This is a genomic window from Nocardia sp. JCM 34519.1 (assembly GCF_020361265.1).
Taxonomy (GTDB): domain Bacteria; phylum Actinomycetota; class Actinomycetes; order Mycobacteriales; family Mycobacteriaceae; genus Nocardia; species Nocardia arthritidis_A.
Genome location: NZ_JAIRBR010000006.1, coordinates 80,106 through 93,933, shown reverse-complemented (window position 1 = coordinate 93,933; position 13,828 = coordinate 80,106). Strand labels below are relative to the sequence as shown.

Below are 13,828 nucleotides of genomic sequence, written 5' to 3'. Positions count from 1 at the left end.
ATTAATCGGCGCCGCCGCGAGCCTCGGTTGATCTTGGTTTGCGCAGGTGGCGGCACCATTCAGGTATCGGATGTCGGTGCCCTGTGGCAGGGTGACACGCATGAACGACATCTCCACGCCCGCCGAATCCGCGACGGGTATTTCCGCCGAGGTACTCACCTCCTTCGAGGGACACCGACGGGAACTGTGCGCCTACGCCTACCGAATGCTGGGCTCGTCGTTCGAGGCCGAGGACGCGGTGCAGGAGACGTTCACCCGCGCTTGGAAGTCCTACGACTCGTTCGAGGGCCGGGCCAGCCTGCGCTCCTGGCTGTACCGGATCGCCACCAACGTCTGTCTCGATATGCTCGACGGCCCACAGCGCCGGGCCCGGCCGATGGATCTGTCCGGTCCGTCCCGGCCCGATTCACCGGTGCCCGCGCCACAGCCGGATTACGTGTGGATCGAGCCGATCCCGAATGCCCTCGCCTTCGGGGCGGATCCGGCCGAGGCGGCCACCGCCAAGGACACGCTGCGGCTCGCCTTCGTCGCCGCCTGCCAACATCTACCCGCCACCCAGCGGGCCATCCTGATCATGCGCGAGGTGCTGCGCTTCTCCGCCAATGAAACCGCCGAGGCGCTCACCATGTCGCCCGCCTCGGTGAACAGCGCGCTGCAGCGGGCCCGCGCCACCATGTCGAAGGTCCAGCCGACCGTCACCGACAACTACGACGAATCGAACGAGGAGCAGCGCAAGCTCGTCGACAACTTCGTCAAGGCGTTCGAGGCCTACGATATGAGCGCGCTCACCGACCTGCTGAAAGCCGATGTGGCGCTGTCCATGCCGCCGATCGAGCTGTGGATCTCGGGTCCGGAGAATGTGGCCGCCTTCATGCTCGGCAGCGGCAGCGGCTGCCGCGATTCCCGGATGGTCCGGCTGTCGGGCGCCAACGGCGCACCCGCCTTCGGTCAATACAAGCCGAGCGGCGAGCCCGGCTTGTGGACGCCGTGGTCGATCACCGTGCTCGAGCTCGACGGTGACGCCATCGCGGGGCTCAACTTCTTCCTGGACACCGAGCGCCTGTTCCCGTTGTTCGGGTTGCCGCCGGAGTTGCGCGAAACGGCCTGAGGGCGAGGCCAGGCGCCGGGAAGGGCGTGATCGACAGGCGCACGACCGTTCCCGCATACGGTTGGTTTCGCCGCGCATCAATTAGCTTCTCGCGCACGCGATTACGTGCGCGAGAAGCTGCTGTATGCGCGGGAACCGCCGCTCAGGTCGCGGGCACGTACCGTTCGCGCAACTTGCGCTTGTAGAGCTTGCCGTTCGGATCGCGGGGCAGTTCGGGCAGGTAGTCGATGGTGCGCGGAATCTTGTACTTCGCCAATTGCGTTGCGGCGAAGGCCAATAGCTCGGCGGTGAGGTCGGCGTCACCCTCGATTCCATCCGCGGGCTGTACGACGGCCTTCACCTCCTGACCCCAATCCGGGTGCGGGATACCGAAGACCGCGACATCGGCCACCTTCGGATGGGTGACGAGCACGTTCTCGATCTCGGCGGGGTAGATGTTCACCCCGCCGGACAGGATCAGGTCCGAGCGGCGATCGTGCAGGTACAGGTAGCCGTCCTCGTCGAGGTGGCCGATATCGCCGACGGTGAAGAGGTTGCCGACCCTGGCCTCATCGGTCTTGGCCTTGTCGTGGTGGTATTCGAAACTCGAACCGCCCATTTGCATATAGACCAGGCCCGCCTCGCCGGGCGGCAGTTCACTGCCGTCGGCCTCGGACAGCACCTTGATCACCGACCACGGCCACGCCTTGCCGACGGAACCGGGTTTGCGCAGCCACTCGGCGCCGCTGATCACTGTGCCGCCACCCTCGGTGGCCGCGTAGTACTCGGTGACCGTCGGCCCCCACCATTCGAGCATTCTGCGCTTTGTCTCCTCCGGGCACGGCGCCGCGCCGTGCACCATGCTGCGCAGCGATGACACGTCGTATTTGGCGCGCACCTCCTCGGGCAGCGCCAGCAGTCGATGGAACTGGGTCGGCACCATGTGGCTGTGCGTGACCCGGTACTTCTCGATGAGCCGCAGCATATCCTCGGCGTCCCAGCGATCCATCAGTACGAGCATGTGCCCCAACTGAATCGAGATGGTCGCGAAGTTCAGCACCGCGGTGTGGTAGAGCGGCGAACCGCAGATGTGTACGTGATCGTCGTAGGGCGCCAGCCCGAACAGCCCGAAGAAGGCGGTGCTGTGCTGCGGAATCACATCCGGGTCGGCGCCGGTGAGCGGACGCCGAACACCCTTGGGCCGCCCCGTCGTTCCGGAGGTGTAGAGCATCGGCGCGCCGGTGCCGCGGTCGGCGGGCCGCCCGGTTCCCGCGGCGCCGAGCCAGGACACCGATTTGAAGCCGTCGATGTCGCCGACCGAAAAGCGTGCTGCCGCAGGCAGTTCCGCGTCGTCGGCGGCGGCGATCGCGGTGCCCGCGAAGCGATCGCTCGCGATGAATGCCTTGGCCTCGCTGTCGCGCAGGATATAGCCGACCTCCGGCCCGGTGAGGTGCCAGTTCACCGCGACGATGTACAGCCCGGACTGATAGGCCGCGAAATACGCGGCGACCATCTCGACGCAGTTGTGCAGCATGGTGACGAGCACGTCGCCGCTCGTCAGCCCGAGCCCGCGCAGGCCGGTGGCGTATCTGTTTGCCAGAGTTGCCAATTCGCGATAGGTCACCTCCCGGCCCGCGGGATCGACCATGGCGATCCGCTCGGGCTCGGCTTCGGCGATATTCCACAGTCCGAGAACTTTTGCTGGCTCCTGAGAGGTCGTCACCACATTGAATCTAGAACGCGTTCTACTGTTCGACAAGGGGTGCGAGCCGACGCAATTGCGCGATATCGGGAACCGACACCAGCAGCATCGTCACGCCGGCCGCCGACCAAACGGCCAGCTGTTTACGGACGTGGTCCTCATCGCCGATGATCGCGGTGTCGTGGATCAGCTCATCCGGAACCGCCGCCGCTGCCTCAGCCTTCTTACCCGCCTGGAACAGCGCACCGATCTCGTCGACCTCGCGTTCATAGCCCATCCGGCGATAGACCTGGGCATGAAAGTTCAACTCCGGCGCACCCATCCCGCCGATGTAGAGGGCCATGACCCAGCGCATCTTTTCCAGCTCGCTCGCCGGATCGTCGGTGACGACCACCTGACAACTCGCGGCAATCTCGAAATCGGCGCGCGAGCGCCGCGCACCCGCCCTGGCGAAACCCTCGTCGAGCCATTCGTCGTACATCCCGGCCAACCGCGGCGCGAAGTAGATGGCCAGCCAGCCGTCGGCGATCTCCGCCGTCAGCGCCACATTCTTCGGACCCTCCGAACCCAGCCAGATCGGCAAATCCGCACGTAGCGGATGCACTATCGGCTTGAGCGGCTTGCCGAGCCCGAGCGCTCCCGGCCCGGTGTATGGCAGCGGATAGTGCGGGCCATCGCTCGTCACCGGGGCCTCGCGCGCGAGCACCTTCCTGACGATCTCGACGTATTCCCGCGTGCGCTGCAACGGTTTGCCGAACGGCTGCCCGTACCAGCCCTCCACCACCTGCGGACCGGATACGCCGAGACCGAGAATCGCCCGGCCGCCGCTGAGATGGTCGAGGGTGAGCGCATGCATGGCCGTGGCCGCCGGGGTGCGCGCCGACAGCTGCACCACCGAGGTGCCCAGCCGCACCCGCTCGGTGCGCGAACCCCACCAGGTCAGCGGGCCGAAGGCGTCCGAGCCCCAGGATTCGGCGGCGAATACGGCATCGAATCCGGCCGCCTCCGCGGCCAGCACCAGCTCGCCGGCACCGGCGGGCGGCCGCGCCATCCAGTATCCGAGTTGCAATCCGAATTTCATGCTGTCATCCCTACTGCTTGCCACCAGAATAAGAACCTGTTCTACTCGATATCGTGACTCCAGGGAATACTGCGTCCACGGTCGTCGCCGGTGGAATGGAGACGGCGCCGGATGTGCTCAGCGCGCCCCTGCGGGTGCGATTCGACTACACCCGTTCGGTCGGCCCCACCATCGGCAAATTCCTGACCGGCCTGCGCGACCGCAAGATCGTCGGCGTGCGAGGCTCCGACGGCAGGGTGCTGGTGCCGCCCGCCGAATACGACCCGGTCACCTCGGCCCCGCTCACTGAATTCGTCGACGTCGCCGATACCGGCACCGTCGAATCCTGGACCTGGGTGCGGGAACCGTTGCCGGGCCAGCCTTTCGACCGACCGTTCGCCTGGGCGTTGATCCGGCTCGACGGCGCGGATACCGCGCTGCTGCACGCGGTCGATGTCGCGACGCCCGATCTGATACACACCGGACTGCGCGTCGTCGCCCGGTGGGCCGCCGAGACCACGGGCGGCATCCACGACATCGCCTGCTTCGAGCCCGGCGAAACATCCAGCACGCCAAGCACTTCCGTCGACGATGCGGAACCCGTGCGAATCATCACCACGCCGGTGGATCTCGCGTACAAGCACACCGCATCGCCGCAGGAGACGGTGTATCTGCGCGGCCTGGCCGACGGCAAGCTGATCGGCGCGCGCACCGACGCCGCGGGCAAGGTGTACTTCCCACCGCGCGGCGCGAATCCGACCGACGGCAGGCCCACCGACGACTACCTCGAGCTGACCGACCACGGCACCGTCACCACCTTCTGCATCGTCAACGTGCCGTTCCTCGGTCAGCGGATCAAACCGCCGTACGTCGCGGCCTATGTACTGCTCGACGGCGCGGACATTCCGGTGCTGCACCTCGTACTCGGTTGCGACGCAAGCGAAGTGCGAATGGGTATGCGGGTACGCGCGGTGTGGAAGCCGCGCGCGGAGTGGGGCTACGGACTCGACAACGTCGACCACTTCGAGCCCACCGGCGAACCCGATGCCGATTACGACACCTACAAGCATCACCTCTGACCCCGCAATCCCGTGAGAGGCATACGTTGACCGACAACACCGCCGATATCGCGATCGTGGGATTCGCCCACGCGCCACACGTTCCGGAGACCTTCGGCACCACCAACGGCGTCGAAATGCTGGTGCCGTGTTTCCAGCAACTGTACGACCGGCTCGGCATCACCAAGGCCGATATCGATTTCTGGTGCTCCGGATCCTCGGATTACCTTGCCGGACGGGCCTTTTCGTTCATCTCGGCGGTCGATGCGATCGGCGCCGTTCCGCCGATCAACGAATCGCACGTCGAAATGGACGCCGCATGGGCGCTTTACGAGGCGTGGGTGAAAATCCGTTCGGGACAGGCGCGTACGGCGCTGGTCTACGGCTTCGGCAAGTCGTCGGCGGGCACGCTGCGCCAGGTACTCACCATGCAGCTGGATCCGTATCTGGTCGCCCCGCTGTGGCCGGACGCGCTGTCGATCGCCGGACTGCAGGCTCGGGCGGGTCTCGACCGGGGCCGCTGGACCGAACGAGATATGGCGCAGGTCGCCGCAGGGGCCGACAATGACGTCGAAAGTTTGCTTTCCGCACCGTATGTCGCCGATCCGCTGCGCGCGCACGACATCGCGCCGATCACCGACGGTGCGGCCGCCATCGTGCTCGCCGCGGGCGACCGGGCCAGGGAGCTGTGCGAACGTCCCGCCTGGATCACCGGAATCGCGCACCGGATAGACACTCCCGTGCTCGGCGCCCGCGACCTCACCGTCTCCCCATCCACTTCGGCTGCGGCCCAAGCGGTTACCGGCGGAGATACCGGCTTCGATATCGCAGAACTGCATGCGCCGTTCAGCCATCAGCAGCTCATCCTCACCGAGGCCATCGGACTGAAGAACGGCACCCGGGTGAATCCGTCCGGCGGTGCGCTGGCGGCCAACCCGATGTTCGCGGCGGGCCTGGAGCGCATCGGTTTCGCGGCCGAGGCCATCATGGCGGGTTCGGCCGGGCGAGCGCTCGCCCACGCCACCAGCGGCCCGGCCCTGCAGCAGAACCTTGTTAGTGTTTTGGAGGCGGAATGAGCACCGTATCGCGCAGCGATTCAATGAGGGGCGGCGGTCGGGTGACGGGCGGGCGTGAAGTTGCGGCGGTGTTGGGTACCGGACAGACCCATCACGTGACAAAACGAACCGATGTATCAATGGCGGGCATGTGCCGCGAGGCGATCGACCGCGCGCTCGCCGATGCCGATCTCACCATCGCCGATATCGATGCGGTCGTGGTCGGCAAGGCGCCCGATCTGTTCGAGGGCGTCATGATGCCCGAGCTGTATCTCGCGGATGCGTTGGGCGCCACCGGAAAACCGCTGCTGCGGGTGCATACGGCGGGTTCGGTCGGCGGTTCGACCGGTGTGGTCGCCGCCAATCTGGTGCAGGCGGGCGTGCACCGCAGGGTGCTCGCGGTAGCCTGGGAGAAGCAGTCGGAATCGAATGCCATGTGGGCCCTTTCGATTCCGGTACCGTTCACCATGCCGGTCGGCGCGGGCGCGGGCGGCTATTTCGCCCCGCACGTCCGGTCCTATATCCGCCGGTCCAATGCGCCGAGCCATATCGGCGCCATGGTCGCGGTGAAGGATCGGCGCAACGGTGCGAAGAATCCGCTCGCGCACCTGCGTCAGCCCAATATCACCCTGGAATCGGTGCTGGCTTCGCAAATGCTCTGGGACCCAATCCGATTCGACGAGACGTGCCCGTCATCGGATGGCGCGTGCGCAATCGTCATCGGCGATGCGGCCGCCGCGGCCGAGGTCGAGGCCGCGGGCAAACGGGTCGCCTGGGTGCACGGCACGGCAATGCGCACGGAGCCAACGACTTTCGCGGGTCGCGATCAGGTCAATCCGCAGGCCGGCCGGGATGCGGCCGCCGCGCTGTGGCAGGCCGCCGGCATCACCGATCCGCTGGAGGAGATCGACGCCGCCGAAATCTACGTCCCCTTCTCTTGGTTCGAGCCGATGTGGCTGGAGAACCTGGGCTTCATGCCGGAGGGCGAGGGCTGGCAGCTCACCGATAAGGGCGAGACCGAGATCGGCGGAAAGCTGCCGGTGAACCCGTCCGGCGGGGTGCTGTCCTCGAATCCGATCGGCGCCTCCGGGCTCATCCGGTTCGCCGAGGCCGCCAAGCAGGTGATGGGCCGCGCCGGCGCCTACCAGGTGCCGGACGCCCGTAAGGCGCTCGGTCACGCGTATGGCGGTGGGTCCCAATACTTCTCGATGTGGGTGGTCGGGAGCGAGCGCCCGTGAAGTTCACCCTCGGTATCGCGCTGAGCCCGCTCGACCAACTGCCGGAATTGGCGAAAACCGCCGAGGAATGCGGTTTCTCGTCGATCGCACTGCCGGATTCGCTGTTCTACATGCGATCCGCCTCGGCGAAATACCCGTACACCGCCGACGGCAGCCGCTTCTGGAGCCCGGATACGCCATGGGTCGATCCGCTCATCGGCGCGACCGCCATGGCCGCGGTGACCAGCCGGATCCGCTTCTACACCAATGTGCTCAAACTCGGCTCCCGCAATCCCCTGCTGCTGGCCAGGCAGGTCGGCTCGGTGGCGAACCTGTCCGGCAACCGCTTCGGCTTCGGCGTCGGAATCGGTTGGGCGCCGGAGGAATTCGAATGGTGCGGGGTGCCCTACGCCCGTCGCGGTGCCCGCGTCGACGAGATGATCGAGGTCATCAAGTTGGTGCTCGGCGGCGGCATGGTCGAATACCACGGCGAATTCTTCGATTTCGACGAGCTGCAGATGAGCCCAGCGCCCACCGAGCCGGTGCCCTTCTATATCGGCGGCCACACCGATGCGGCGCTGCGCCGCGCCGCCCGGGTCGGCGACGGCTGGACCTCGGCGATGATGACCTACGCCGAGCTGTGCCGCACCATCGGGAAACTCACCGCGCTGCGGGACGAATTCGGCAGAGCCGAAACGCCTTTCGAGATCCAAGCGGTGTGCATCGATCGGTTCGGCCCCTCCGGATACCAGGAGCTGGCCGCGGCGGGCGTCACCGACGCCATCGTCGTGCCGTGGGTTTTCGACGGTATCGGATTCGACGGTGAGCTCGCCGCCAAACAGGACTCCCTGCGGCGCTTCGCCGAAGCGAATATCGAGAAGGCGTCATGACATCCGAGACCGGCCATCCGGCCCGCGCCGCCGGGCTGGCCTCGCAGGCGGCGGTGCGCGCGAGGGACAAGGCGGCGTGGCTCGACCTGTTCGCCGCCGACGGCATCGTCGAAGATCCGGTCGGTCCTTCGTTTTTCGATCCGGACGGGGTCGGCCATCGGGGCCGCGCGGCTATCGCCGCCTTCTGGGACAAGGCGATCGCGCCGACCCAGTCGATCGAATTCCGCTTCGACGACTCGTTCGCCTGCGGCAACGAGATCGCCTTCACCGGATTGATCCGCACCCGGATCGGCGGCCAGCGGATCGACGCCGAGGGCGTCTTCACCTACCGCGTCGACGACGACGGGAAAATCACTGCGCTACGGGCCTTTTGGGAGGTCAACCGTGCGATGGCGACCGCGAAACCAGCCGAATGATTTGCGTCCCCTTCGTCGTCCATTACAGGACGACGAAGGTAACGCGACTCAGTGCGCTTCTCGAGCGGTCCGGTAGTCGACCGGAAAACCCTTGATCCCGTTGAGCCAACCCGACCGCAGCCGCTTGGCCGGACCGATTTTGGTGATATCCGGCAGATGGTCGGCGATCGCATTGAAGATGAGGTCGATCTCCAGCCGCGCGAGGTTCGCACCGATACAGAAGTGCGCGCCGGTGCCGCCGAAGGCCAGATGCGGATTGTCCGCGCGCATGATGTCGAAGCGCTCCGGATTCTCGAAGACGTCCTCGTCGAAATTGGCCGAGCGGTAGAGCATCACCACCCGCTGCCCCTTCTTGATCTGCACGCCACCGAGTTCGGTGTCCACCAACGCCGTTCGTTGGAAGGAGGTGACCGGGGTGGCCCACCGGATGATCTCGTCGGCAGCGGTGGCCGGACGTTCCTTCTTGAACAGCTCCCACTGATCCGGATTGTCGAGGAAGGCCAGCATGCCGTGCGAGATGGCATTGCGGGTGGTCTCGTTGCCGGCGACGGCCAGCATGATGACGAAGAACCCGAACTCCTCCTCGGTGAGCCGGTCGCCGTCGATATCGGCCTGGATCAGCGTCGTGACGATATCGTCGGCCGGATTCGCCTTGCGCGCGGCCGCCATTTGGTATGCGTAGCCGAGGATTTCGACCGATGCGGCGACCGGATCGGCGGTGCTCTCCGGATCGTCGTAACCGGTCATATCGTTGGACCAGGTGAAGACCTTCATCCGGTCCTCCTGCGGCACACCGATCAATTCGGCGATCGCCTGCAGCGGCAGCTCACACGCGATCTGGGTGACGAAATCGCCTGAGCCGGATTGCGCCGCCGCTTTGACGATCGACTCGGCTCGCGCCGAAAGTTCCGCGCGCAGACCGTTTATCGCGCGCGGGGTGAAGCCGCGCGCGATGACCTTGCGCAGTTTGGTGTGTTCCGGCGCGTCCTTGTTCAGCAGCACGATCCGCTGCAGTTCGATCTGCTCGCGCTTGATGTCGTCGTTGAAGCGCGGGATGGCGGTGTTCTCGTGGCTGGAGAAGACGTCGCTGCGCCGGGACACCTCTTTGACGTCGGCGTGCTTGCTCACCACCCAGAAGCCGTCGTCGTGAAAGCCGCTGACCTCGGGGGACTGCGGATTCCACCAGATCGGCGCGGTGCGGCGCAGCTCGGCGAACTCCGCGACCGGAACTCGCTCGGCGTAGATGGCGGGGTCGGTGACGTCGAACCCGTCGGGCAGTGCGGGCCGGGAATTCCGAGTGTCATCCACCAGATGTCTCCTTCGACAAACTGAAACACGTGTCAAACTGAAACACGTTCTACAAGCATTGAAGCACAGGTGCTAGAAATAGGTAAGAACACGAGTGATTCGGCTCGATCAAGACGACTGAACTCGTTCCATTTTTAGCTCCCTAGGGAAAGGTTGGAGATGGGCACACCCGTCATCGTCGAGGCAGCGCGCACCCCCATCGGCAAGCGCGGCGGCTGGCTGTCGGGCCTGCACGCCACCGAACTGCTCGGCGCGGCCCAGCGCGGACTGCTCGAGCGCGCACACCTCGATCCGGCAACGGTCGAACAGGTCATCGGCGGCTGCGTCACCCAGGCGGGCGAGCAGTCCAATAACGTCACCCGAGTGGCATGGCTGCACGCCGGACTGCCATGGCAGGTCGGCGCGACCACCATCGACGCACAGTGCGGCTCGGCGCAGCAGGCCAACCACTTGATCGCCGGCCTGATCGCCGCGGACGCCATCGAGGTCGGCATCGCCTGCGGCGTCGAGGCGATGAGCCGAGTTCCGTTGGGCGCCAATGTCGGCGAGCACGCCGGCCCGCGCAGGCCCGCCTCCTGGAGTATCGATCTGCCCAATCAGTTCGAGGCGGCGGAGCGAATCGCCAAGCGGCGCGGCATCACTCGTGCCGATGTCGACGAGTTCGGCGCCCGTTCACAGCGGCTGGCCGGTCAGGCATGGGCCGAGGGCAGATTCGACCGTGAGGTACTGACGGTCGCCGCGCCCGCCGTCGACAAGGAGGGCAACCTCACCGGCGAAAAACTGGAGGTGACAAGGGATCAGGGCCTGCGCGAGACCACCGTCGACGGCCTGGCGAAGCTGAAGCCGGTGCTGGAGGGCGGGGTGCATACGGCGGGCAGTTCATCGCAGATCTCCGACGGCGCGGCCGCGGTGCTGCTGATGGACGAAAATGCCGCGCGCCGAGCGGGTTTACGGCCGCGAGCCCGAATTGTCGCGCAGTGCCTCGTCGGCTCGGAGCCGGAGTTCCATCTCGACGGTCCGGTCCAGGCCACCACTCGACTGCTGGAACGTTCCGGAATGAATATGGGAGACATCGACCTTTTCGAGATCAACGAGGCATTCGCGTCGGTGCCACTTTCGTGGGCCGCTGTCCACAAACCGGACATGGATCGGGTAAATGTCAATGGCGGAGCAATCGCACTCGGACATCCCGTCGGCTCCACCGGATCTCGGCTCATCACCACCGCACTGCACGAACTGGAGCGAACCGATCGCGGTATCGCGATGGTGCTCATGTGCGCCGGTGGCGCGCTCGCGACCGGCACGATCATCGAGCGGTTGTAGCGTCGTTCATCCAATTCCGGGCCGCCGACGGGGGTCGGCGGCCCGGTCCGGACGTAACCTTCCCGAGGTTGAACGTTCATCCCAAAGGCAGCAAAACGTGTCGTACGCCACACAATCGCAGGTACAGAGCAGTAGATGAGACGTCAGCTATCTTTCGGCTATCATTGACTTGACGAGGAAGACCCTCGCGACGGGCCAGAACCGCGCCGTACCCCGTCTCCACCAGAGCCGTTGGGGTGACCCGCAAACACTGCCGTCGCTGTGCCTTCCGCCGAGCGGCACCTAGAAGCTTCAAGGAAATCCGGAAACAGGCGTAGGTTTTCAGTTACTGAGCCGCTAATATCAATGATACGTATCCGAGATAACGACTGTTAGTACAGCGAAGGGAATTGGGCGGCTCACAATGGCTGATTTCGCGGCGCGGCTGAACAAGCTGTTCGAAACCGTGCATCCCCCGGGGCGCAAGCCGCACACCAACGCGGAGGTTGCGGCTGCGCTGACGGCCTCCGGACATCCGATCTCGAAACCGTACCTGTCCCAGTTGCGGTCGGGACAGCGGACCAACCCGTCCGACGAGACGGTGGCCGCCCTGGCGAAGTTCTTCAAGGTCAAGCCGGACTACTTCTTCAACGACATCTATGCCGCCAAGATCGATCACGATCTTGAGCTGTTGTCCCAGCTGCAGGGCTATGGACTCAGACGGCTGTCGAGTAGAGCGTTCGACCTGTCCGAAGAATCTCAGAACCTGCTCACCTCCATGGCGGAGAAGTTGCGGGCAAGCGAAGGCTTGCCCGAAATTCCTCCGGACGGTACGGAGTAGGTTCACGTCCGACGCAGTACAGTGCGACCACCCGGTCGTGCTGTACTGCGTTATGGGGGACGCCTTTCGAAGGCGATCGAGCACGGTTATCGGGCTCCGGCGGCGCTGAAACCTGCCCATCCAAAGGCGGTGCGGCGCCCCGAAAATTAGGGGCCACTAACTTTGTACCGATCGGTTTGCCGGGTGTGCAAGTACATTCGGCGCGACGTGATTCCAATCCGGAACTACAAGAAACCGGTCGGCAGTTTTACATGAACGCTCGGGTAACACATCGGATACGTCCCCGAGTGGTTCATCGCCCTTCCGAAGAAGGTCGGCATCCCGCCCATCCGGGTGTCGAAATGCGGGCCCAGCGAACCGGATCTATCAATTCCGCACCACGGTGTCCGCGGTCAACTCGTAGGCCCGGGCAATCGCCTGAACCCAGCCGCGCGGGCTGATGCCCTCCGGCGGCGCGATCCAGCGGGCGTCCACCATCACATCGCCCAACGGGTTCCTGGCCCACTGGGCCACCCGGTCGGCCCGGTCGGTCACCGAGGCGGGTGGGGCGCCTACCTCGGCGAGCACGACGCCACCGCCCGACTGCAGGTAGAGCGCGTCCATGATCTGCGCCACCTGATCCGATGCCTTCAGCTGCGTCGACGTCCCGGTCTGGTCGTGCGCGACAACCTCGGGGAACCGGGCGACCAGCAACCGATGCAGAACGTTGATCTGCCGCAACAGGATTCGGGCCCGCAGCCACAGCTCCACCACGATCCACACCGCGCCGAGCGCGATCAGCAGGCTTGCGATCTCGTACGCGGGCCAGGCCCAGAACGGCTGATTGTGCTTGGGCCGCGGCGCGTGAATGGCCGCCTGCCGGATCTGCAGTGCGGCGAGCAAACCGACCAGTGCGGTTCCTGTGGTGTAAATCGCGATACCGCGGCCGAGCACGGTCCACGCCACATTCCGCAGACCGGTCACCACGATGAAGACGCAGCCGAACAGCACGATGGCCCAGCCGAAGGTCGTCGACCAGGCCAGCGTCGTCGCGATGGCGACGATGCCCGCGGCGTAGAGGACGGTGGCGATCTGGCCGAGGTTGCGGCGCGAGACCACCGGCCAGGCCGCGGCGGCCACCACCGAGGTCGCGGTGGTGAAGACGATCCACGCCGAGACCACGACGCCGTAGGACAGCCAGGCATTGTGCACACCGCGCGGCAGCAGATTGTCGACGGCCACCGCGACTTCCGGCACCGCGACGGTCGAGGCGAGCGCCACCGCCGCCACCGCGACGATGATCGCCACCCGGGCCGTCGTCGCCGGCTTCACCAGCACACGTCCGACCCGCGCACCGGCGGCCATCCAGACCAGCAGAGCCGTCAACCAGAAGGTCATCCGAGGGCCTCATCGAATCGAAGGACCGAGACGCCTGCGCCCCGGCTGTTGAATACGCGAAGTCGGGTCATCAGCATGGCGGCGAAGGTCTCGGCCTCCCATTCGGCCAGTTCGTCCTCGCCGTCGTCGAAGATCTGCTGATGCGCCCGCTGGCTCAGCATGTAGGCGATCAGGTCGTCGCTGGCCTCCAGCGTCACCTCCGGCGCGGGCGCGCCCTCATGATCGAAGACGATGTGGCCCAGTTCGTGCGCGAGGGTGTGCTCGCGACTCGGCAGCGCCTGCGCGAGCACGATCACATCCTTGTCCGGATAGAACCTGCGCTGACCGCAGACGCCGGGACCCAATTGGGCACTCGCGATCTCGATCTGACGGTGGCGCTCGCTCGCGATGGCCGCGACGACCTCGTCGAGGGTGGTCGCGTCGAAGTCGGCGGCGACCGCGCACACCGCGTCCACCGCGGCGGCCACCCGGCGGTACGACCGGGTGCCGCTGTGCGCCCTGCTCTCGCTACTCAT

General features: G+C 65.8%; 13 protein-coding genes. 8 read left to right on the top strand and 5 right to left on the bottom strand.

Going from position 1 to position 13,828, the window contains the following annotated elements; all coding sequences use genetic code 11:
• The first annotated feature begins 100 nt into the window (after nucleotides 1–100).
• Nucleotides 101–1,108 (top strand): sigma-70 family RNA polymerase sigma factor, encoded by a 1,008-nt coding sequence (locus tag LGY53_RS17425; protein WP_225727722.1) that lies wholly within the window; start codon nucleotides 101–103, stop codon nucleotides 1,106–1,108.
• Nucleotides 1,109–1,250: 142 nt separating this feature from the next.
• On the opposite strand, the gene LGY53_RS17420 is transcribed toward LGY53_RS17425, so the two are convergent.
• Nucleotides 1,251–2,810 (bottom strand): acyl-CoA synthetase, encoded by a 1,560-nt coding sequence (locus LGY53_RS17420; RefSeq protein ID WP_225727721.1) that lies wholly within the window; start codon nucleotides 2,808–2,810, stop codon nucleotides 1,251–1,253.
• Nucleotides 2,811–2,832: 22 nt separating this feature from the next.
• On the bottom strand, nucleotides 2,833–3,870 hold the full coding sequence (locus tag LGY53_RS17415; protein ID WP_225727720.1) for an LLM class F420-dependent oxidoreductase: 1,038 nt from the start codon (nucleotides 3,868–3,870) through the stop codon (nucleotides 2,833–2,835).
• Between the two features lie 95 nt (nucleotides 3,871–3,965).
• Here LGY53_RS17415 and LGY53_RS17410 point away from each other — a divergent pair, with 95 nt between their 5' ends.
• Genes LGY53_RS17410 through LGY53_RS17390 form a run of 5 tightly spaced genes read left to right on the top strand, consistent with a single transcriptional unit; the run spans nucleotide 3,966 to nucleotide 8,485 of the window.
• Nucleotides 3,966–4,928, top strand: a complete 963-nt coding sequence (locus LGY53_RS17410; RefSeq protein WP_225727974.1) for a Zn-ribbon domain-containing OB-fold protein — start codon at nucleotides 3,966–3,968, stop codon at nucleotides 4,926–4,928.
• 26 nt (nucleotides 4,929–4,954) lie between these two features.
• On the top strand, nucleotides 4,955–5,983 hold the full coding sequence (locus LGY53_RS17405) for a thiolase domain-containing protein (RefSeq protein WP_225727719.1): 1,029 nt from the start codon (nucleotides 4,955–4,957) through the stop codon (nucleotides 5,981–5,983).
• 23 nt (nucleotides 5,984–6,006) lie between these two features.
• On the top strand, nucleotides 6,007–7,200 hold the full coding sequence (locus LGY53_RS17400) for a thiolase domain-containing protein (protein ID WP_225727973.1): 1,194 nt from the start codon (nucleotides 6,007–6,009) through the stop codon (nucleotides 7,198–7,200).
• Nucleotides 7,197–8,069, top strand: a complete 873-nt coding sequence (locus tag LGY53_RS17395; RefSeq protein WP_225727718.1) for a TIGR03619 family F420-dependent LLM class oxidoreductase — start codon at nucleotides 7,197–7,199, stop codon at nucleotides 8,067–8,069. The genes LGY53_RS17400 and LGY53_RS17395 overlap by 4 nt, the downstream gene beginning before the upstream one ends.
• Complete coding sequence (locus LGY53_RS17390; RefSeq protein ID WP_225727717.1) at nucleotides 8,066–8,485, top strand: nuclear transport factor 2 family protein; 420 nt, start codon at nucleotides 8,066–8,068, stop codon at nucleotides 8,483–8,485. The genes LGY53_RS17395 and LGY53_RS17390 overlap by 4 nt, the downstream gene beginning before the upstream one ends.
• Nucleotides 8,486–8,533: 48 nt before the next feature.
• Here LGY53_RS17390 and LGY53_RS17385 read toward each other — a convergent pair whose 3' ends face one another.
• Complete coding sequence (locus LGY53_RS17385) at nucleotides 8,534–9,793, bottom strand: cytochrome P450 (protein ID WP_225727716.1); 1,260 nt, start codon at nucleotides 9,791–9,793, stop codon at nucleotides 8,534–8,536.
• 159 nt (nucleotides 9,794–9,952) lie between these two features.
• Between LGY53_RS17385 and LGY53_RS17380 the strand changes: the two genes are divergently transcribed.
• Both LGY53_RS17380 and LGY53_RS17375 read left to right on the top strand, forming a co-directional pair.
• Nucleotides 9,953–11,116, top strand: coding sequence for a steroid 3-ketoacyl-CoA thiolase (locus LGY53_RS17380; protein WP_225727715.1), 1,164 nt, complete (start codon nucleotides 9,953–9,955; stop codon nucleotides 11,114–11,116).
• Nucleotides 11,117–11,519: 403 nt separating this feature from the next.
• Complete coding sequence (locus LGY53_RS17375) at nucleotides 11,520–11,936, top strand: helix-turn-helix domain-containing protein (protein WP_011207048.1); 417 nt, start codon at nucleotides 11,520–11,522, stop codon at nucleotides 11,934–11,936.
• 366 nt (nucleotides 11,937–12,302) lie between these two features.
• Here LGY53_RS17375 and LGY53_RS17370 read toward each other — a convergent pair whose 3' ends face one another.
• Nucleotides 12,303–13,313, bottom strand: a complete 1,011-nt coding sequence (locus LGY53_RS17370) for a hypothetical protein (RefSeq protein ID WP_225727714.1) — start codon at nucleotides 13,311–13,313, stop codon at nucleotides 12,303–12,305.
• A complete protein-coding gene (locus LGY53_RS17365) occupies nucleotides 13,310–13,828 on the bottom strand; it encodes an ImmA/IrrE family metallo-endopeptidase (RefSeq protein ID WP_225727713.1) in 519 nt (172 codons plus the stop codon). Before LGY53_RS17365 ends, LGY53_RS17370 begins: the two co-directional genes overlap by 4 nt.

What these genes read in the sequence shown, in the direction of transcription:
- LGY53_RS17410 (WP_225727974.1), top strand. Translation starts at nt 3,966, where the DNA reads ATGGAGACGGCGCCGGATGTGCTCAGCGCGCCCCTGCGGGTGCGATTC.
- LGY53_RS17380 (WP_225727715.1), top strand. Translation starts at nt 9,953, where the DNA reads ATGGGCACACCCGTCATCGTCGAGGCAGCGCGCACCCCCATCGGCAAG.
- LGY53_RS17375 (WP_011207048.1), top strand. Translation starts at nt 11,520, where the DNA reads ATGGCTGATTTCGCGGCGCGGCTGAACAAGCTGTTCGAAACCGTGCAT.
- LGY53_RS17390 (WP_225727717.1), top strand. Translation starts at nt 8,066, where the DNA reads ATGACATCCGAGACCGGCCATCCGGCCCGCGCCGCCGGGCTGGCCTCG.
- LGY53_RS17425 (WP_225727722.1), top strand. Translation starts at nt 101, where the DNA reads ATGAACGACATCTCCACGCCCGCCGAATCCGCGACGGGTATTTCCGCC.
- LGY53_RS17370 (WP_225727714.1), bottom strand. Translation starts at nt 13,313, where the DNA reads ATGACCTTCTGGTTGACGGCTCTGCTGGTCTGGATGGCCGCCGGTGCG.
- LGY53_RS17415 (WP_225727720.1), bottom strand. Translation starts at nt 3,870, where the DNA reads ATGAAATTCGGATTGCAACTCGGATACTGGATGGCGCGGCCGCCCGCC.
- LGY53_RS17365 (WP_225727713.1), bottom strand. Translation starts at nt 13,828, where the DNA reads ATGAGTAGCGAGAGCAGGGCGCACAGCGGCACCCGGTCGTACCGCCGG.
- LGY53_RS17400 (WP_225727973.1), top strand. Translation starts at nt 6,007, where the DNA reads ATGAGGGGCGGCGGTCGGGTGACGGGCGGGCGTGAAGTTGCGGCGGTG.